The organism is Gordonia sp. AC31, assembly GCF_031844505.1.
Taxonomy (GTDB): Bacteria; Actinomycetota; Actinomycetes; order Mycobacteriales; family Mycobacteriaceae; genus Gordonia; species Gordonia hongkongensis.
Genome location: NZ_JAUZVK010000008.1, coordinates 132,897 through 150,995, shown reverse-complemented (window position 1 = coordinate 150,995; position 18,099 = coordinate 132,897). Strand labels below are relative to the sequence as shown.

16 protein-coding genes and 3 tRNA genes are annotated in these 18,099 nt (G+C 67.4%); 12 read left to right on the top strand and 7 right to left on the bottom strand.

The features are described 5' to 3' along the window. The first annotated feature begins 53 nt into the window (after window positions 1–53). Both Q9R39_RS12140 and Q9R39_RS12135 read left to right on the top strand, forming a co-directional pair. Window positions 54–1,250: a cysteine desulfurase-like protein gene (locus Q9R39_RS12140; protein ID WP_165629184.1), complete on the top strand. Its 1,197-nt coding sequence runs from the start codon at window positions 54–56 to the stop codon at window positions 1,248–1,250. A 143-nt stretch (window positions 1,251–1,393) separates the two neighbouring features. Further along, entirely contained in the window at window positions 1,394–1,816 is a 423-nt protein-coding gene (locus tag Q9R39_RS12135; protein ID WP_211538587.1) for a MarR family winged helix-turn-helix transcriptional regulator, read from the top strand. A gap of 8 nt (window positions 1,817–1,824) precedes the next feature. On the opposite strand, the gene Q9R39_RS12130 is transcribed toward Q9R39_RS12135, so the two are convergent. Further along, the gene (locus Q9R39_RS12130) at window positions 1,825–2,796 is read right to left on the bottom strand and encodes an NAD(P)H-quinone oxidoreductase (protein ID WP_211538588.1); all 972 of its coding nucleotides are present in this window, start codon (window positions 2,794–2,796) and stop codon (window positions 1,825–1,827) included. A gap of 76 nt (window positions 2,797–2,872) precedes the next feature. Between Q9R39_RS12130 and Q9R39_RS12125 the strand changes: the two genes are divergently transcribed. The 4 genes from Q9R39_RS12125 to Q9R39_RS12110 all read left to right on the top strand — a co-directional run bounded on the left by Q9R39_RS12125 (window position 2,873) and on the right by Q9R39_RS12110 (window position 6,234). Next, a tRNA-Ser gene (locus Q9R39_RS12125) sits at window positions 2,873–2,960 on the top strand. A 333-nt stretch (window positions 2,961–3,293) separates the two neighbouring features. Then, on the top strand, window positions 3,294–4,463 hold the full coding sequence (locus Q9R39_RS12120) for a Fic family protein (protein WP_211538589.1): 1,170 nt from the start codon (window positions 3,294–3,296) through the stop codon (window positions 4,461–4,463). Window positions 4,464–4,491: 28 nt separating this feature from the next. After that, window positions 4,492–5,364: an exodeoxyribonuclease III gene (locus tag Q9R39_RS12115; protein ID WP_058251135.1), complete on the top strand. Its 873-nt coding sequence runs from the start codon at window positions 4,492–4,494 to the stop codon at window positions 5,362–5,364. 195 nt (window positions 5,365–5,559) lie between these two features. Further along, a complete protein-coding gene (locus tag Q9R39_RS12110) occupies window positions 5,560–6,234 on the top strand; it encodes a helix-turn-helix domain-containing protein (RefSeq protein WP_058250974.1) in 675 nt (224 codons plus the stop codon). A 15-nt stretch (window positions 6,235–6,249) separates the two neighbouring features. On the opposite strand, the gene Q9R39_RS12105 is transcribed toward Q9R39_RS12110, so the two are convergent. From Q9R39_RS12105 to Q9R39_RS12095, 3 genes are all read right to left on the bottom strand, one after another. Continuing rightward, a complete protein-coding gene (locus Q9R39_RS12105; protein ID WP_058250975.1) occupies window positions 6,250–7,050 on the bottom strand; it encodes an ABC transporter permease subunit in 801 nt (266 codons plus the stop codon). Continuing rightward, window positions 7,047–8,018 carry an ATP-binding cassette domain-containing protein gene (locus Q9R39_RS12100; RefSeq protein WP_311277550.1) on the bottom strand — a complete coding sequence of 324 codons (972 nt, stop codon included), beginning with the start codon at window positions 8,016–8,018 and terminating at the stop codon, window positions 7,047–7,049. The genes Q9R39_RS12105 and Q9R39_RS12100 overlap by 4 nt, the downstream gene beginning before the upstream one ends. 124 nt (window positions 8,019–8,142) lie before the next feature. Next, on the bottom strand, window positions 8,143–9,234 hold the full coding sequence (locus Q9R39_RS12095) for a magnesium transporter CorA family protein (protein ID WP_211538591.1): 1,092 nt from the start codon (window positions 9,232–9,234) through the stop codon (window positions 8,143–8,145). Between the two features lie 149 nt (window positions 9,235–9,383). On the opposite strand from Q9R39_RS12095, the gene Q9R39_RS12090 reads away from it, so the two are divergent. Then, window positions 9,384–10,631: a hypothetical protein gene (locus tag Q9R39_RS12090; protein ID WP_311277549.1), complete on the top strand. Its 1,248-nt coding sequence runs from the start codon at window positions 9,384–9,386 to the stop codon at window positions 10,629–10,631. On the opposite strand, the gene Q9R39_RS12085 is transcribed toward Q9R39_RS12090, so the two are convergent. Further along, a complete protein-coding gene (locus tag Q9R39_RS12085) occupies window positions 10,605–11,114 on the bottom strand; it encodes a thioesterase family protein (RefSeq protein WP_205333277.1) in 510 nt (169 codons plus the stop codon). The two genes, Q9R39_RS12090 and Q9R39_RS12085, sit on opposite strands and share 27 nt — an antisense overlap. A gap of 191 nt (window positions 11,115–11,305) precedes the next feature. Between Q9R39_RS12085 and Q9R39_RS12080 the strand changes: the two genes are divergently transcribed. Then, window positions 11,306–12,283 carry an alpha/beta hydrolase family protein gene (locus tag Q9R39_RS12080; RefSeq protein WP_311277548.1) on the top strand — a complete coding sequence of 326 codons (978 nt, stop codon included), beginning with the start codon at window positions 11,306–11,308 and terminating at the stop codon, window positions 12,281–12,283. Window positions 12,284–12,301: 18 nt separating this feature from the next. Here the strand turns inward: Q9R39_RS12080 and hisC are convergent, their stop codons facing one another. Then, entirely contained in the window at window positions 12,302–13,369 is a 1,068-nt protein-coding gene (gene hisC / locus Q9R39_RS12075) for a histidinol-phosphate transaminase (protein WP_247450987.1), read from the bottom strand. Window positions 13,370–13,487: 118 nt separating this feature from the next. On the opposite strand from hisC, the gene Q9R39_RS12070 reads away from it, so the two are divergent. Then, window positions 13,488–13,579: transfer RNA gene (locus Q9R39_RS12070), tRNA-Ser, on the top strand. A 36-nt stretch (window positions 13,580–13,615) separates the two neighbouring features. Continuing rightward, a tRNA-Arg gene (locus tag Q9R39_RS12065) sits at window positions 13,616–13,691 on the top strand. Between the two features lie 151 nt (window positions 13,692–13,842). Here Q9R39_RS12065 and helR read toward each other — a convergent pair. Continuing rightward, window positions 13,843–15,969 carry an RNA polymerase recycling motor ATPase HelR gene (gene helR / locus Q9R39_RS12060; RefSeq protein WP_311277547.1) on the bottom strand — a complete coding sequence of 709 codons (2,127 nt, stop codon included), beginning with the start codon at window positions 15,967–15,969 and terminating at the stop codon, window positions 13,843–13,845. Window positions 15,970–16,573: 604 nt separating this feature from the next. Between helR and Q9R39_RS12055 the strand changes: the two genes are divergently transcribed. Together Q9R39_RS12055 and Q9R39_RS12050 are read left to right on the top strand one after the other, a co-directional pair. Continuing rightward, complete coding sequence (locus tag Q9R39_RS12055; RefSeq protein WP_058250983.1) at window positions 16,574–17,359, top strand: hypothetical protein; 786 nt, start codon at window positions 16,574–16,576, stop codon at window positions 17,357–17,359. Between the two features lie 160 nt (window positions 17,360–17,519). Beyond that, on the top strand, window positions 17,520–18,074 hold the full coding sequence (locus Q9R39_RS12050; protein WP_082652894.1) for a putative glycolipid-binding domain-containing protein: 555 nt from the start codon (window positions 17,520–17,522) through the stop codon (window positions 18,072–18,074). Window positions 18,075–18,099: the final 25 nt, after the last annotated feature.

The following is an 18,099-nucleotide window of genomic DNA, read 5'->3' as shown; positions in this document are numbered from 1 at the left end:
ATTGTGCCCGGACACCGCGAAACGGCAGATGGCCGACGTCTATCCTCGTGCCCATGGCTTTCGACGTCGCCTACGTGCGTGGATTGATTCCATCGCTCGGCGACGGCTGGATCCACCTCGACCCGCAGGCGGGGATGCAGATCCCCGATTCGGTCGCGACCGCTGTGACCACCAGTTTCCGCTCTCTGTCCGCCGCCCCGGGCGGGGTCTACCCGTCGGCTCGCACGAGCGCGGAGGTGGTCGACGGTGCCCGGCGCGCGATCGCCGATCTCGTCGGCGGAGACGCCGCGGGTGTGGTGCTCGGACCGTCGCGGTACGTGCTGCTGGCCGGTCTGGCGGAGGCCCTCGCGCCGCATGCGTGGCTGCGGGGTGACGTCGTCGTCACGCGTCAGGATGACGAGCCGAACATCGTGCCGTGGCTGCGCGCGGCGGATCGTTACGGCGGCCGGGTTCGCTGGGCCGAGGTCGACGTCGAGACCGGCGGACTACCGGCCTGGCAGTTCGGCGATCTCGTCACGCCCGATACGGAGGTCGTCGCGGTGACCCTCGCGTCGTCCACGACCGGGGCCGTCACCGACATCAGCGAGATCGCGCCGCTGGTCCGCGAAGCCGGCGCGCTTCTGGTCGTCGACGCCACCAACGCGGCGCCGTACATCAGCCTGGACATCCACGACCTGGGTGCCGACGTCCTCGTCGTCTCGGCCGAGCGGTGGGGTGGTCCGCGCATGGCGGCCATGGCCTTCCGCGAACCCCACCTGATCGACCGGCTGAAGCTGATGTCGATGGACCCGTCCGCGCGCGGACCCGCCCGGCTCGAACCCGAACCGCAGCAGGGCGCGATGCTCGCCGGGTTGGTCGCGTCGGTGGAACATCTCGCGGGACTCGACGAGTCCGGGATCGGCAAGCGCCGGCGGCGTCTCGTCACGTCGATGGACGGTGTGTACGAGTATCTGCAGCGCCTCAACTATTACCTGGTCACGACCCTTTCCCAGCTCAACCATGTGAACCTCGTGGGGACCGAGGAGAATCGGATACCGCTGGCGAGCTTCACCGTGGAGTCGGTGGGTGCCGACAAGGTCGTCCGGCGTCTGGCCGACAACGGTGTCTGCGCACTCGCCGACCTTCCCAACCGCGCCCTGGCTCGGATGGGTGCACCCGACTTCGGCGGTGCCGTCACGGTCGGGCTGGCCCCGTACTCGACGCCTTACGAGGTCGATCACCTGGTGCGAACGCTGGGTTCATTGGCCTGAAGCCCGGCAACCCTACCGAAATTCACTATGGTGTTGTTTGGGTTAACGACAATGTATGTCGTCATGCTGTGTCGGCAAAAACGATTGATGGTCCAGAAAAGGGCCCGCCCCGGTCGCTCACCGCTGCGGAGGCCGAGAGCTGGATGAACCTCGTCGACGGCGGCTGGGCGCTCTTCGCCCGCGTCAACGACGAGTTCGCGAAACGGGGCCTGTCCGTATCCGATCTGCGCATTCTCGAAGCGGTCTGTACCAACCGGCAGTTGAGCGTCAGCGAGGTCGCCGACGCCGTGCACATGCGGGTCAGCACGGTGTCGCGCATGATCGGCCGGCTCAGCGACGACGGCAACATCCACCGGTTCGAGTCGAAGGCCGACGGCCGACACCGACTCGTGCGTCTGACCGATCACGGTCGGCGCACCCTCGCCCTCCATGTGAACGCCCGAGATCAGGTGATCCGGCAATTCGTCGTCGACGCGATGACCCCGGAGGAGTTCACCGCCCTCGGCGTCGCGTTCCGCAAGATCCGGGAGGCCGTCGACGCCGCGGAGCCCGCGGCTACCGACTGAGCCCCCGCTCAGCCCGCGACGCTCAGCAGCACCTTCCCGACCACGTCACCGCTGTTGAGATGGTCGTGCGCGGCGTCGGCGTCGGCGAGCGGGAACACGCGATCGACGACGGGTACGACCGTGCCGGCCTCGATCAGCGGCCAGGTCCGGGTCAGGGTCGACGCCACGACCTCGGCCTTGCCGCCGGGACCGTGTACGGGCCGGGCGCGCAGCGTCGTACCCATCACCGACAACCGCTTGGCCAGTAGATGTCCGAGATTGATCTCGGTCGTGGTGCCGCCCTGCATGCCGATGATCACGAGGCGTCCATCAGTGCGCAGTGCTTTCAGGTTCGACTTCAGATACTTCGCGCCGATGATGTCGAGGATGACGTCAGCGCCGCCGGCGTCCTGGAGGATCTCGGCGAAGTCCTGGCTCGAGTAGTCGATGAGGATGTCGGCGCCGAACTCGCGGCAGCGCTCGAGCTTGTCCTGCGTGCGGGCGGTCACCGCGACGCGAGCGCCCATCGCGTGCGCGATCTGGGTGGCGTGGGTGCCGATGCCGCTGGACCCGCCGTGGATCAGCAGGAGCTCGCCGGTGGTCAGATGCGCGGTGTCGAAGATGTTCGACGACACCGTGCACGCCACCTCGGGCAGCGCCGCCGCGGACACCAGGTCGACGCCCTTGGGAACCGCCAGGAGCTGCTCGGCCGGGACCGCCACCTTCTCGGCGTAACCGCCGCCGGCGAGCAGCGCGCACACCTCGTCGCCCTCCGACCAGCCGCTGACCCCGTCGCCGAGCGCCGAGATCCGCCCCGAGACCTCGAGTCCGAGGGTGTCCGACGCACCGGGTGGCGGGGGATAGTTGCCCGCACGCTGCAGGATGTCGGCGCGGTTGACGCCGGCCGCGACCACATCGATCACGACTTCGCCGGCCGCGGGAGTCGGGTCGGGCACATCGGACAGGGACAGGTTCTCTGATTCGACGACGATGGCTTTCACCTCTTCGATGGTGTCACAGCGCACCCGAGTGCCAGGCAGGTCCGGTCCTAGGTTCGTGTGTAACCTTGCTCGTCAGGGAAGCGTGGCAGAGCGGCCGAATGCACTCGCCTTGAAAGCGAGCGTGGGTAAAACCACCGGGGGTTCAAATCCCTCCGCTTCCGCCAGAAGTGTTACTTGTTTGCGCAGGCAAGCCAGCCGCCTGAGTCCGCGCCACCCGTGCCCTGACTGCTCGACGCCGGCAGATGCCTGACGGTCTGCGGCGTTGACGACGGCCTTCAGATCGTCGTCCAGCGGCATGACCTGCATCAGGGTGTTTGAGCAACAGTCTCTGTGGCGACCGTCGATGCGGCCCGCGAGTTGGCCTCACCTCACTGCATCGGTGCTCGACGGACCCGCTTTCCAGGGCTGCGGTGAACCTTGAAATTGACGGGGCCAATTTCAAGGTTAGTGCGTTAACCTTGAAATCACATCGTTGGTTTTCAAGGTTGGATCACCCAGTGGATCTCGAGAGATTGAGAAACAGCCCGGTCGGGGAGCTAGTGCCCATCAGGGGTTACGACCCTCGGTTCAACGAGGAGTACAAGTACTTCGGCTACGTCCCCAACAGACTGCCTGCGGGTTTCGAGTTGCAGGCGTCGACGTACTCGGTCGTTGTCGAAGCGACCGCAGCGCTCGCCCGAGCAGATCAGGCTTCTTCGCTGCTCCCCAATCCCACACTGCTGGCGCGGCCGGCGACGCGCCGCGAGGCAGTCAGCACGTCGGCTCTAGAAGGGACTTACGCGGCACTGTCGGACGTGTTCGAGGCGGACTTCCTTGACAACGACGAGATGACCAGCTCAGTCAGTGAAGTTCGAAACTACGTAACCGCAGCGGAGCGCGCTTACGAGATGATCGGTCAAGGCCGATCGATCTCCATCCGAATGCTCGAAGACCTGCAAGCTGAACTACTCCGAGGCACACCCAGTGACGGTGCACACGCCGGTAGCGTGCGCACCTCTCAGGTCTTCATAGGTGTCGGCAACCGGCGTGTGGATTCGGCCCGCTTCGTTCCGCCTCCAGCGGACCATCGTTTGACCGATGGCTTGGAAGCTTGGCAAGCGTGGATACGCGAGGTCAACGACGTGCCCACGATCATCCGTGTTGCTGTGTCTCACTACCAGTTTGAGACGCTCCACCCGTTTCACGACGGAAACGGTCGCTTGGGTCGGCTCGTCGCGACTTTGCAGCTCATGTGCGCGGGCGAGTTGCGATACCCCATCCTGAACTTGTCTCCATGGCTTGTGCAGAGGCGCTCTGAGTATCAAGAAGGATTGCTTCGCGTGTCACAGACGGGGGACTGGGACACGTGGATTTGCTTTATGTCTGCAGCAATTCACGCCGAGGCTCTCGAGGTTGTGGCCCGAGTCGATCGGCTACTCGCCCTTCGCGAGAGCTTCCAGCTGACACTGCGCGGGTCGAAGGGCGTCGCACTGCGCATCGCTGACGACTTGGTGGGGTACCCAATGATCACGGCCACCCTCGCTTCGAAGTTGTACGGCGTTTCGTACCAAGCAGCGAACTCTGCGATAGCGAAGTTAGTGGACCTGAAAATTCTTCGACAGCGTACCGCTGGCCGGTACGACCGGATCTTTCAGTGCGATGCCGTCCTGACTGCCCTGGAGTACTGAGCGACACCGAGGCCAGAGGAGAAAGATGATGAGCACCGGTGGATTCACCGTTGCGTCGTTCAATGTCAACGGGATCCGCGCCGCGCGCCGTCGGGGGTTCGACGCCTGGCTCGCCGGACGACAGCCCGACGTGGTCGGACTACAGGAACTGCGGTGTGGCATCGACGACGTCGGTGAGTTCGACGGTTACCACGCAGCGGTCGACGTCGGCTCCATCGCGGGACGTAACGGCGTCGCGGTGCTCACCAGAAATGAGCCGGCCGCGGTGCGCACCTGGCTGACCCATCCGCCGAAGGCTCGCGGGCTGTCCGCTTTCGCTCACGAGGGTCGCTACGTCGAGGTCGATCTCGCCGATCGTCCACTGACGGTCGCCAGTCTCTATCTGCCCAAGGGTGGACTCCCGGCCGAGTTGCAGCGTCCCGGCTCGATGCGCGAGGCGCCCGACGGCGGCGCCAAATACGCACGCAAGCAACGCTTTCTGGCCGGGTTCACCCGTGAGCTCGCGCGCAACCGGCTCACCGCCCGCCGCGCCGGCCGAGAGTTTCTACTCCTCGGCGACCTCAACGTGGCACACCTCGAACACGACGTCACCAACTGGCGCGCGGCCCGCAAGATGGAGGGCTTCCTTCCCGAAGAACGCGCCTGGTTCGGCGAGATCACCGGTCCGCGCCGGCTGGTGGACGTCGTACGCGCCCTGCACGGTGACCGTCCCGGACCGCTCACCTGGTGGAGCTGGGCGGGGGCGTCGTTCGTCAAGGACGTCGGGTGGCGCATCGACCACCAGCTCGCCTCGCCCGCGCTTGCCCGGCGGGCGCGCTCGGTGGTGGTCGACAAGGAGGCGTCGCCGGACCTTCGGCTGTCCGATCACGCCCCGCTGGTCGTCGAGTACGCCGAGCTGTGATCCGGGGCTCCCGCGTCCCTGATCGATGGTGGTCGCCGAGTGGCTTCGACTCGGCGCCTCGCTGGCGCTCGGTGCCGGCTCAACCAGCGGTGGTTGCGGTTGCGGCTGCGGCTCACCCAGCGGTGGTTGTAGCTCACCCGACCGGCTCAACCGGCAAGAGGTGGCGCCGGCTCTACCAGCAGTGGGGAGGCTGCGATGACATCGTATGGACAGTTCTGTCCGGTGGCCAAGGCGATGGAATTGCTCGACGAGCGCTGGACGATCCTCATCGTCCGCGAACTACTCTTGGGCAGTCGGCATTTCAACGAGTTGCGACGCGGGGTGCCGAAGATGTCGCCGGCTCTGCTCACCAAGCGCCTGCGCAGTCTGGAACGTGCCGGGGTGATCAACCGCAGCGTTGTCGGCGGTCGTTCGGTGTACACGTTGACGACGATGGGCGAGGAGCTCGCCACGGTCGTAGAGGCACTGAGCGCGTGGGGAATCCGCTGGATCGGCGAGCTGGGCGACGCCGACCTCGACCCGCATCTGCTCATGTGGGACATGCACCGCACCGTCCCGGTCGACCGGTGGCCGCGACGACGCACCATGGTGCAGTTCGTCTTTCGCGATGTCATCGGCAAGGCGAGCACATGGTGGCTGGTCGTCGCGGGTGGTGAGGCGCAGGTGTGCGACTTCGACCCCGGTTACGAACTCGACGCCACCGTGATGACCGATCTGCGTACTCTCACCGAGATCTGGCGGGGCGACATCGACTGGCGTCTGGCGCTCGCCGCCGACCGCGTCGAGATCCACGGTGCCGCGGAGGTGGCACGAGACGTGCCGTCGTGGATCGGGCAGAGCCTCTCGTCGGCGGTCCCGCGACCGGCGTGAGCGCCGCGGGCACCGTCAGGCGATGTCCCGGCGGAACGTCGTGTAGCGACCGATGACCGCGAACGCGGCGATGTAGGCGAGCATGACGAGGGCGCCGGCCCATTGCGGGAGCAGGTCGTCACTGCCACCACCCATCGTGGCGAAGAAGCTGGAGCCGACGAGGGCGTCGGCGGCGGACCCGGGCAGGAACTTCGACACCGACGACGTGACGTCGAAGGTCGCCAGCGCGATGCGTGCGATCGGTTCCACGAGCTGGGTGAAGGCCAGCAGGATCACGATCGCGGCGACCTGGTTGGACACCACAGCGCCGAACGCCACCCCCATCGCGGTCCACAGCACCATCACCAGCATCGACAGGCCGATCACCTCGAGGGTGGAGCTGTCGCCGAGGAATGCGCCGTCCCCGACCGTCGCGAGGATCGGTGCCGCCGTCGCGACGACCGCGAGAGTGCCGAGGACGCCGTAGAGGAGTCCCATCGGGATGCCGGCGATCAGCTTGGCCACCAACAGGATTCCGCGTCGCGGTTCGACGAGCAGGCTCGCCGTGATGGTCTTGTGCCGGAACTCCCCGGTCACCGCGAGGCTGCCGATCACCAGGGCGAACACGTAACCGATCGGGCTGGTGAGGGCGTAGATCGAGCGGGCCAGATCGGCGCCGACGAGCGTCGTGGGTTGTTGCATGGCATTCTCGGTCGTCATCGAGAACGCCAGTGCCGCACCGATGAACCCGAGGTAGGCGACCATGGCGATGAGCAGGACCCACCACATCCGCGTGGAGGTGAACTTGCGGTACTCGGCGATCAGGGCGGCCCTCATCGGACGGCCCCCGGCGACGTCGGTGCCCCGTTCGGGCCGGGATCGGCTGACCCGCCGGCGAAATGACTGGTCGGTGCGTCCGAAGACTTCGTGAGGTGCAGGAAGACCGCCTCGAGGTCGGCGCCGACGTCGGCGAGCTGGTGGAGTTCGATGCCCGCGGTGAAGGCGGCCGTCCCGACCGTGGCCGCGCTCACGCCGGGCACCCGGAAACCGTCGTGCGTGTCCTCGAGTTTCCACCCGCGTTCGCCCGCGAGTGCGACGAACGACGCCCGCGACGGCGTCCGCACGACGACCGCGTGCTCGGCCAGCGCCTCGAAGTCGGCGAGCGTGGAGGCCCGGACCAGTTTGCCGTTGCCGATCACCACCACATCGTCGACGGTGCTCCGCACCTCGGCGAGCACGTGGCTGGAGACCACGACCGTTCGACCCTCGTGGGCGAGCGACCGCAGCAGCCCGCGCAGCCACACGATGCCCTGGGGGTCGAGGCCGTTGGCCGGCTCGTCGAGCAGGATGATCTGCGGATCGCCGAGCAGTGCGGTGGCCAGGCCGAGGCGCTGCCGCATGCCCATCGAGTAGCCGCCGACGCGGCGGTCCGCGGCCTGGGACAGTCCGACGAAGTCGAGCACTTCCCGGCACCGCGACGTCGGGACCCCGACCTGCGGGGCGAGTGCCTTCAGGTGCCCGAGTCCGGTGCGCCCGGGGTGGAAGCTCGACGCCTCGAGCGCCGCGCCGACATGCTGGGCGGGTCGCGGGATCTCCCGGAACGGGCGGTCGCCGATGAGTGCTCGGCCGGCGGTCGGTTCGACCAGGCCCAGGAGCATCCGCAGCGTCGTGGTCTTGCCCGAACCGTTCGGTCCGAGGAACCCGGTGACGCGACCGGGGGCAACGGTGAACGACAGGTCGTCGACCGCGGTCAGGTTGCCGAATCGCTTGGTGAGACCGTCGATCGTGATCGCGGGTGACTCCATCGGTGCCTTCCGTCGGTGGGCTGGCCCATACGCTATCAAACGCGCACGTGGTCAACCGCTTTCATGTCGAAACCTGCCGTGTACGAGTCACACTCGTTGCAGGACAACACATCCGACGATGCGGTCACAACCAATCGCGTTTGCGGAACGACAGATAGAGGCCGACCACCACGACGAGGATCAGCGTCGTGCTGGTGATGAAGCCGAGTAGTCGGTCGAAACCGGGGAACGGAACGTTCTGCCCGTAGAAGCCGGTGATGGCCGTCGGCACGGCGATGATCGCGGCCCACGCGGTCAGCTTCTTCATGACGGTGTTGAGTCGCGCGTCGGCGAGGGTCAGGTTGGTCTCGAAGACGGTGGTGATCATGTCCCGCAACGACTCTGTCCACTCCGACGCCCGGAGCGCGTGGTCGTAGAGATCGGAGAAATGCGGGTCGAGCTCCGGTGGCGCGTGGTTGTCGAACCGCCGTCGTTGGATGCCGGCGATCACCTCGCGCATCGGCAGGACCACCCGTCGCAGGACGACGAGGTCCTTGCGGAGGTCGTAGGTTCGGCGCTGCAGTTCGCGGCCGGGGATGCGCTCGTCGAACAGCAGTGCCTCGAGGTCCTCGATCTCGTCGTCGAGGCGTTGCACGGCGTCGAAGTGTCCGTCCACGACGACATCGAGCAGTCCGTGCACGAGCGCGCCGATCCCGTATTGCGTGGCGCCGCTGTCCGACCAACGCCGCATGACCTCGTCGATGTCGAGCGCCGGGGTCGGTCGCACGGTGATGAGTGCGTTCCGTTTGACGAAGATCGAGATGCGGTGCAGGTCGAACATCCGCGCCCGACCGTTCGCGGAGGCGCGGAAGTCGGTGGCCGCGGAGCCGTCGTCATCGTCGTCGTCCCGGTCGTCGGCCGGCGACTCGCCGTTGTGCAGCGACACCGCGTAGACCATCACGAAGGTGTGCCCGGTGTAGGTGACTGTCTTGACCCGTTCGGCCGCCGCGACCGTGTCCTCGATCGCGAACGGGTCGAGGTCGAGCTCGGCCGCCAACCGGGACAGGGTCTCGTGGGTGGGGCTTTCCAGATCCGCCCAGATCAACTTCTCCGGATTGTCGAGACAGGTGGAGATCTCCTCGAGGTCGAAGCCATCCACCGGGTCGCCGTTCCGCCAGATCTGACCACGGATGCGTTCGACGCCGCGAGGTCCCGACACATCCGAGGGAACTGTCATGTGGCCATCGTGACACCGGTGGGGGTGTTCCGTCGGTGCGACAGGCAGGCGAGACGTCGACCACACCGGGTGGTCGTCGCCCGCGGGTAGCATCGAAATCGGTGTCTGTGGACGGGCGCGGACACCGATTCTCCAGGTAAGGCGGCGGCATGGTCGACAGCAGTTCCCGCGGACATCGCTTGATGCCCGCGCGCACGAGCGAACAGATCCGCGAGTGGTGCGATCGTTCGGCGGTACCGGGCGAGCGGCGCGAACTGTCGGACACCGCGGCGCTGCTCATCGCCTCCGGATACCTCACCCCGGGTGGTCGTGCGATCGTGGTGCGCCGGATCTCCACCGGTCGGCCGATGCCGTCCATGTCCGCGGGTTTCGGCGATCTGCGCCGCTTGCAGCGCGCGATCGTCCAGATCGAACACCAGTTGTCGAGTCCGGTGGTGCCCGGTGTGGTCGCGGCCGTGATGCGTAACAGGCTCAACGGCCTGCAACGACGCCGCGAGGACGCACGCAAGCAGATCGTCGCCGATAAGGGTGTGTTCGCGTCGGGGACCCGGGCGATCCGACGCGAGCGGCGGGAGAACGTCTATCTCGAGATCGAGGAACGAGACCGGTTGTTCGCCGGGCTGCTGTGCACCCCGACCCCCAACGTCAACGCGTCGAGCTATGTCCGTCGCGCCGGCACCGCCGCGTTCGACCGGATCGCCGGCGTGGTGGGGCAGGTCGCCGCGAAGTCGGGCAACTCGCAGGCGGGGCAGTGGGCGGACCAGTTCCTGTCGGGCGTGCGCGAGGCGCCCGGCGGAGCGACTCAGGCCGGCGCCCCCCGCACCGCGGCGTTCGTCGACGGCTACGAGACGCTGCTGTTCATCACCGGTCACTACTACGACCGCATCCTCGGCAACCCCGCCTGGCGCTCCGACCATTTCGAGGTCCAGCGCACCCAGGTGAACCTGCACGCGGAGGTCGCCGAGATCGCCGCCGACGTCATCGCGTTGCGGGCGGTACGCATCGACCTCGACCGGGCCAAGCGCAACGGCGGCTTCGACCGCACCTTCGCCGCGCAGATCGACCAGCGTGAGACGACACTGCGACCGGTGTGGACCGAACTCATCGACCGTGTCCAGGCGCTCGGCGAGGTCGCGCATGTCGTCGAATCCGCGGCCGTCGAGCTGCAGGTCCTCGCCGAGTACAACAAAGCGGCCACCCTCGACGACCGCATCGACGCGTTGATCGCGCGGTCGGGCGACCGCGAGATCTCCGTCGACAACGCCAAACGGCTCACCGAACAGGTCCGCAGCGGCGAAGAGCAGTTGCGCATCTATCGAGATGTGTTGCAGGGCAACATCGCGCGGATCTCGCCGGCGGTGCCGCGCGAGCTACCCGCCCGCTACGAGCCGTCGTGACCACGTGCTGAGGTAGTCCTTCTCGGTGGGGGACAGCCGCCGCAGGGTGTGCTTCTCGATGTCGACGACGGCCATCTGCGTGCTCGCGACGCATGCCGGCCGACTGGCGTCGTCGGCAACGCCGCTGCGGATCTCGTAGCCGATGGTGAAGTCCACCGAACGGAAACCCTTGATCCACATCCCGATTCGCAGCGGCGAGTCGTCGTGACGCAGCTGGGCCTGGTATCGGATGTCGACGTGCACGATCATCGCGCTGGTGATCAGCGGAGCGTAGTCCTCGCCGGCACTCAACAGCCACGCGATGCGCGCCTCCTCCATCAGCGTGACCATCCGCGCGTGGTTGATGTGTCCGAACGCGTCCATGTCCGACCAGCGCACCCCGACCTCGGCGACGAAGGCGAAGTCGTTCGGACCGAGTCCCGTGGTCGACGGTGGTTCGTGCCGCTGGGAACGCGCGTGGTGAACAGAAGGTGAAGTGGGCATCGTCGACTTTCCTCGGAGGTCCCGGTGCCCGTGAGATGCCGTGGTCACGACCTTCCACTCGGCTGAACGCCGGGTAGTCTGGAAGTCTAGATGTCCGCGTCGGGCCGATCCGGTCGGCGCGGACTCGCACGTGGTGACACGACGAGGTCCCGGGTGCACTCCGGGGGGAGGTCGGTGAGGGAGTTGGCGAGATGTCGAGGCGATTGATCGCGGGTCTGATGTGCCTGATGGTGGGGATTCTGTCGACCCCGGCCATCGCCGACGCCGCTCCCAAACAGGTGGCGCGCATCGCCAAATCCGAGAAGCTGAGTGCGCTGCGTACCGACATCTGGGTCTTCTCACCGGCGATGAACGAGCGGATCAAGCTGTCGGTCCTCACCCCGGTCGGCGGCTCGACGCCGCGGTCGACGGTCTACATGCTCGACGGTGCCGGCGCCGAGGGTGAGGTCAGCGACTGGATCACGAAGGGTCGCGCCGGCCGCTTCTTCGCCGACAAGAACGTCAACGTCGTACTCCCCACCGGAGGAAAGGGCACCTTCTACACCGACTGGCAGAAGAAGGACGCCGCGCTCGGCAAGCCGATGTGGGAGACGTTCCTCACCAAGGAGCTGCCGCCGCTGATCGACGACCGGTTCGACGGCAACGGCCGCAACGCGGTCATCGGGCTGTCGATGGGTGGGCAGGCCGCGTTCTCCCTGGCCATCCGGCACCCGGAGATGTACACCGGCGTCGCCTCGCTCAGCGGCTGCCCGCCGGTGTCCGGTCCCGTCAACGAGGCCTACGTCCGTACGACGGTCGGTCGCGACGGCGGCGACGCCACCAACATGTGGGGCCCGTTCGGCTCCGCGGGCTGGCGCGCACACGACCCGAGTCTTCATCTCGACCGGTTGCGCGGAAAGAACATCTTCATCGCCGCCGGGTCCGGCGCCATCGGCCCCCTCGACCTCCAGCGTCAGATCGAGCCGGACGAGGGGCCGCGCGACGTCGTGACGGCATCCTCGTCGGCGCTCGAACTGGGTGCCTACCGCTGTTCGCTCGAGTTCGCCATCACGATGCGTGCCGCGGGGGTGCCCTACACCGACGGTTTCCGCCTCATCGGAACCCACACGTGGGCGTACTGGGAGCGCGACCTCGCGGCCCTGTGGCCGACCATCGGCCGGGGGCTCTGACCGGCTCGGGGTCCAGTATCAGCTCCGGGGACCGTCCCAGCTCTCGGCGAACCGCAGGAACACGTCGTCCTCGGCGGCGTTGGTGACGGTCACCCGCACGCCGTCGCCGTCGAACGGGCGGACCACCACCCCGGCGTCGACGCAGGCGCGCGCGAAGTCCATCGACGCCGCTCCCAGGTCGAGCCACACGAAGTTGGCTTGCGAATCGGGGACCCGGTAGCCCGCGTCGCGCAGTCGTGCGGTGACGCGGGCCCGTTCGGCGACGACCGCGTCGGTGCGGGCCAGCAACTGGTCGCCGGCGTCGAGGCTGGCGAGCGCGGCGGCCTGGGCGACGCTGCTGACCGAGAACGGCACATGAACCTTGCCGAGGGCGGTGATGACCTCCGGATCGGCGATCGCGTAACCCACGCGCAGCCCGGCCAGCCCGTACGCCTTCGAGAAGGTGCGCAGCACCACGAGGTTGCGGAACTCGCGTCGGAGTTCGAGTGCGTCGTACGCCTGACTCGACGGCAAGCGCAGGTATTCGAAGTACGCCTCGTCGAGAGCGACGATGACGTCGGACGGCACGTTCTGCAGGAACTCCCGCAGGTCGGCTGCCTCGACCACGGTCCCGGTCGGGTTGTTGGGATTGCACACGAAGATCAGCCGCGTGCGGTCGGTGACCGCGTCGGCCATCGCGCGCAGGTCGTAGGTCAGATCGCCGGTGAGCGGGACCTGGACCGGTGTCGCGCCCGCGACGCGCGTCGCCAGGGGATAGGTCTCGAAGGACCGCCACCCGAAGACCACCTCGTCGCCCGGTCCGCTGGTGACGAGGATGAGGTTCTGACAGAGGATGACCGACCCGCATCCCACCTGGACCTCGTCTTCGGTGACCCCGAGGCTCTTGGCCAGCGCTGCGGTCAGCTCCACCATCCCGTTGTCGGGGTAGCGGTTCACGGCTGCGGCCGCCGCGCCGATCGCCTCGACGACGCTCGGCAGCGGACCTTCGGTGACCTCGTTGCTGGCGAGCTTCACCGCTCCCGGAAACGTCTTGCCCGGTACGTATACGGGAAGGTCGTCCAGGTCGGGGCGGATTCGCAGGCTCACCCGACCAATGTAGGCCGCGACCCCGATGAGGCAGAAACCGGCTCTGACCAACCGGTTTGCTTGTGGACGCGAAGGGTGTGTAACCTTTCGACTCGGCAGTTCGAAAGGACTCCGCCAAGGAGGCGTGCCAGAGCGGCCGAATGGGACTCACTGCTAATGAGTTGTCTCGCTAAAACGGGACCGGAGGTTCAAATCCTCTCGCCTCCGCCACCGCAGTCGGCCGACGGCGGTACAACTGAATAGCACGCGCCCGTAGCTCAACGGATAGAGCATCTGACTACGGATCAGAAGGTTTGGGGTTCGAATCCCTACGGGCGCACCACAGAGGCCCGTCACCGATCCCGGTGACGGGCCTCTTCTGTGTGCACCGGAACCCTGGGTGGGTGGACGAGGTGCCGGTGCTGTCTTCCATCCTCGCCGGCGTCCGGGACGTCGACACGAGTACGGCACTACCCCAATCGGTGGCGGGGTGACTACGCGCGGAGGATCACCAACTGCTGGGTCGCCCGGGTCATCGACACGTAGCGGTCGACCGCGCCTTCGGTGCCCGCGCCGAAGGCGTCGGGGTCGACGAGCACCACGAGGTCGAACTCGAGCCCTTTGGCGAGGGTGGGGGTGAGCGACCGCACGCGGTCGGTCCCGGCGAAGCCGGGTTCGCCGATCACACAGGCGATTCCGTCCCGATGCGTCGAGATCCAGTCGTCGACCACGGTGTCGAGGCCTGCGCGGTCGCCGTAGGTGACCGGAATGCCCGCGCGCCGAACCGAAGTCGGCACGTTCGCGTCGGGGAGCGCCGCGCGGATGACGGGGGCGGCCGCATCCATGATCTCTTCCGGGGTCCGGTAGTTGATCGTGAGTCCTGCCGAGGTGACGTCGCGCAGACCGACGCGACGAAGTCGCTCTGCCCACGACTCGGGGAATCCGCGTCGTGCCTGCGCGCGGTCGCCGACGACGGTGAAGCTCCTCGACGGGCAACGGTCGATCAGCATCTGCCACTGGGCGTCGGTGAGCTCCTGCGCTTCGTCGACGACGACGTGCGCGAACGGCCCGGACAGTGTCCGGGCGGTCTCGCTCACGGACCCGTCCCCGAGGTGGTGGCGCAGGTTCTCGTGCCGGAGCATCGTCATGAGTCCCTCGCCGTCGTCGTGGACCTCGGCGGCGATCAGGTCGTCGACCACCTGGTCGATCCGCTCGAGTTCCTTCGCCAGGTCCGCGCGCTGCCGGCGACGTCGGGCCGACGCTGCCGGGTCCCCGATCCGGCGGTGGGCGCGATCGAGGATCGGCAGGTCGGCATCGGTCCAGGCGTCGGGGACGCTGCGCTGGAGTGCGCGTACCTCGCCGGGCGACAGCCACGGCGCACACATGCGGAGGAAGGCCGGCACCGACCACAGGTCACCGACGATCTCGGCGGCGTCCAGGATCGGCCATACCCGCGAGAAGGATGCCGCGAGTTCGTCATTCCCGGCCAACGCACGACGCAGCGCATGCTGGGGCACATCGTCGTCGTGTCGCGACGCGATGATCGACACCAGTTCTTCCCACACCTCGTCCCGCGCCTCGTTGTGTGCGGTCCCGCTGTCGGCTGCGTCGAAGGCGTCCGCCCAGTCGTCCGCGGTCAGAGTCGTCTCCGTCCAGGGTGTTTCGACCACGAACGGCGTCGTCGGCGGTTGTTCGTAGAATTTCACCGCCGGCTCGACCGCCTCGACCATGCGAGCCGACGACTTCAACCGTGCCACGTCGACGTCGGCTTCGGTTGTCGCCGAATCACCTTCGATGACGAGATCGGCGAGAGTGCACGTCTGGACGCTCTCCTCGCCGAGGCTCGGCAGCACATCGGCGACGTAGGCGAGGTACGGCCGATGAGGTCCGACGACGAGCAACCCGCCTCGATGACCGGCGAGGCGCGCATCGGCGTAGACGAGGTAGGCGGCACGATGCAGCGCGACGACGGTCTTGCCGGTTCCCGGCCCGCCGTCGACGACGAGGGTCCCGTGCGAGTCGGCTCGGATGATCGCGTCCTGATCGGTGGCGATGGTGCCCAGAACATCTCGCATGCGCGGGGAACGACTGGCGCCGAGGTCGGCGAGGAACGCGGACTGCTCGTCGAGCGCCGCGTGCGAGGTGAGCACCGCGGGGTCGTCGACGAAGACCTCGTCCCAGTAGTCGGTGATCCGGCCGTGGGTCCAGCGGTAGCGGCGTCGGCTCACCAGTCCCATCGGGTCGCGGCGGGTGGCGGCGAAGAACGGCGCGGCCAGCGGGGTGCGCCAGTCGACGAGCAGGGTCTCGCCGGCGGCATCGGTCAGCCCGAGCCGGCCGATGTAGAGGATCTCCCCGTCGTCGCGGACCAGCCGACCCAGGCACAGGTCGAGGCCGAACCGCCGCAGCGATCGGATACGTGCGCCGAGCTGGTGGATCTCCATGTCGCGGTCGACGGCCCGGCGACCCCTGCCGCCGGCTTCACGCCGGAGTTGCTGCAGGCGCTCGTCGGCGTCGGCCAAGGTGCGTCGCAGGTTCGTGGTGATCGAGGCGAAGTGTCGGGTGTCGTCGGCGACGAGGGCCGGATCGTTCTTCGGGGACAGGCTGTCGGGGAGGGCGAACACCGCGGTGGTCGTTGACGTCGCGTCGTCGGGGACTGAGGTCTCAGGGACTGGGGTTTCGGGGACTGGGGGCACAGAGATGACTCCGAATCAGCAGGTGGCAGGGGTGGTCGTCGCAGGTGAGACAGCGATTCTGCACCAGAAAGGGCGGCTTGCGGCAAGCCCCTGTCCAGGTCTTATGGTGAAAGGGGCAGAGATCGGCGGGTGCGCAGGTGAAACGGACCCCGATATCACTTGTCCTGGACGTCCGCGCAGCTGTTGCAGCCCGCGGTGCTGTATGTGAAAGTACTTTCAGTTCACTACGGTGAACTCTTTTCGGCGGGGCCTGTCAGGGGGCTGCCGCCCCCGAGGGCACGGGGGTGGGGCGGCAGCGCGGCCACGGTTTCCGCGTCTCCGTCATTTGATGTTCGGGCTCATTCGACCGACTGGTTCGCTGTCGTCGCGGCATCGTCGTGGCCTGCGGTTTTCCGATCGTCGAGGTGGGCTCCCGACTTCGCGCCGTAAGGTCGGAGAGGGAATGACGCGCGCCGTCGAGCCGGATCGTAGGTTTCGGTCGAGGCCGCGCCGCGTCGACGACGACGCTCGAGAATCCGACCGGAGGCCGACGATGGGACAGCCGTACGGGGGGCCGAACCCCGGTGCTCACGACCCTCGACGCCGCGACGGGAGCGGTGGTCAGACCGGCGGGTCGCTTCGCGATCTCTACGGGCAACCCGTCGCACCGCAGCTTTATCCGCCGCTCGGGTACGCCGTGGACGGGACCCCGATGTTCCGCCCCGGTCAGCCGACGAACACCGAGATCACCATGGCCGAGCGCGCTGAGCGTGCCGAGGCCGAACGCGTCGCGGCCGCCGAGCGGGAGGTCGAAAGCGCCGACGGCCGACCGGGTTCACGCATCCGCAAGGTGCCCACCGCGACCCTGATCCTGACCCTGGGCGTGGTGGTGCTGCTCGTGGTGGCTTTCGTCGGGTTCCTCGGGCTGCGGGAGGAGGCACCGCAGGACCGCTTCGCCGACTCGCCGCCGGTCACCGACACCATGCCGATCCCACGCACCTTCGAACCGCCCAGCCTCACCCCGCCCGACCCGGGACAGCAGCTTCCGGGCCAACCTGGTGAGCGCATCGATCCGCAGAACAAACCGGTGACCTACGAGGCGACCATCGACGGGCAGGCCACCATCCTCTACGTCGACGACAACGGCCTGCGCTCGGAGTTCGCCCCGACGAATCCGTGGACCGTTCAGTTCACCGGCGGGGTCAACCCGCTGCGCCTCTTGGTCATCGCGGGAACGGGTAGCTCGGTGAGTTGCTCGATCACGGTCGCGGGCGAGGTGGTGGTCGAAGACACCGTGACGCCGTCATCGACCCGCCGGACCGCGTCCTGTATCGCCTGAACGGTCACGTCTTCGGGGTCCCGGACCGGGTGATCGGTCGGGTGACCAGGTCGTCCGATGTGTGATCGGGGCGGTTGCTCGCTACCGTGGTCACGTGAGTTCTCCGCAGACAGCCCCTGACAGCGGTCAGTCCTCCGCCACCAACGACGAGTTCAAGACGATGCTCACGTGGCGAGGCGAAGACACCGATCGACTGGAACAGGTCCGCCTGGTCGTGTCCGGCGCACGACTCAAGGCCTATGGACGGATCATCGCCGCGGCGACCGCCGACCACGAGGCGTTCTCCGCGTCCTACGAACTGCAGACCACCGATGCCGGTGTGGTCAAGCGGCTCACCGTCCACCTGGTACGCACTGACGGTGAGACGCAGTTCGGCATCACCCGCGACGACGAGGGCACGTGGCTGATCCGTCGTCCCGACGGTGAGACCACCCGTTCGGACTTCGACGGCGCCGAAGACGTGGACCTCGCATTGTCACCGATGTTCAACGCCTTGCCGATCCGGCGACGCGCTCTCTCGGCGTCGACTCCCGGTGCGGTCGAGATCCCGGTCGCGTACATGTACCTGCCCAGCGGAGACGTGAAGCCGGCGACGATGTCGTACACCCCGGGCACGGACGGATTCCGTGTGGTGTCGCCGCTTGCGACCACCACCATCACCGTCGACGAGAACAACTTCGTCGTCGACTACCCGGGTCTCGCACGCCGGGTCTGACGTGTGCGGGCGGCCCCAGGGACGC